The 766-nt window shown below is 67.6% G+C and carries 1 protein-coding gene; it reads left to right on the top strand.

Annotated elements, in window-relative coordinates:
* Positions 1-13 precede the first annotated feature (13 nt).
* A partial coding sequence (locus VTU_RS29730; protein WP_040893943.1) for a SwmB domain-containing protein occupies positions 14-766 on the top strand: 753 nt, incomplete at its 3' end.

The following is a 766-nucleotide window of genomic DNA, read 5'->3' as shown; positions in this document are numbered from 1 at the left end:
CGCCGGCTTTACGGTGAACACCGCCGCTGGCGCGGCGGCCATCACCGTCAGCAGCGCCTTGGTGAACGCCACGACCAAGACCGTGACGCTGACACTGAGCCGCGCCGTGGCCAGCACGGAGACGGTGACCGTCAGCTACACCAAACCCGAATCCGGCGCCGTGGTGCAGGACGCTGCCGGCAACGACGCAGCAAACTTCAGCAGCCGGGCGGTGACGAACAACACGCCAGCCCCACCCGAGCTCGACGTCGCGATCACGCTGGCCGACTACGCGCTCACCACGGGCGAGACCACCATCGTCACCTTCACCTTCAACCAGCCCGTCAACGGCTTTGAAGCCAGCGACATCATCATGTGCGGCAGCGGCACGCTGAGCGCGCCCGTGGCCAACGCCGCGCGCATGGTCTGGACGGCCACCTTCACGCCCACGGTCAACGTCAGCGCCCTGACGAATGTCATCGTCGTAAACCTCGCCGGGGTAACCGACGACGCTGGCAACGCCGGCAACGCTGGCAACGCCGGCAGCGAGGGTGACGTCGCCAGCCCCAACTACAGCGTGGACACCACCCGGCCCGCAGCAGATACCGTGGCCCCGGTATTCAGCAGCGCCACGGTCACCGGCAACCAGTTGGTGCTCACGTACACCGAAGCGGGCACCCTGGACGCGGCAGCCCTTACGGGCAACGCCGGCTTTACGGTGAACACCGCCGCTGGCGCGACGGCCATCACCGTAAGCAGCGCCTTGGTAAGCGCCACGGCCAAGACC

Source organism: Verminephrobacter aporrectodeae subsp. tuberculatae At4, from assembly GCF_000193225.1.
Taxonomy (GTDB): domain Bacteria; phylum Pseudomonadota; class Gammaproteobacteria; order Burkholderiales; family Burkholderiaceae_C; genus Acidovorax; species Acidovorax aporrectodeae.
The sequence above is the reverse complement of the archived record's forward strand: the minus strand, read 5'-3'. Positions and strand labels throughout refer to the sequence as shown.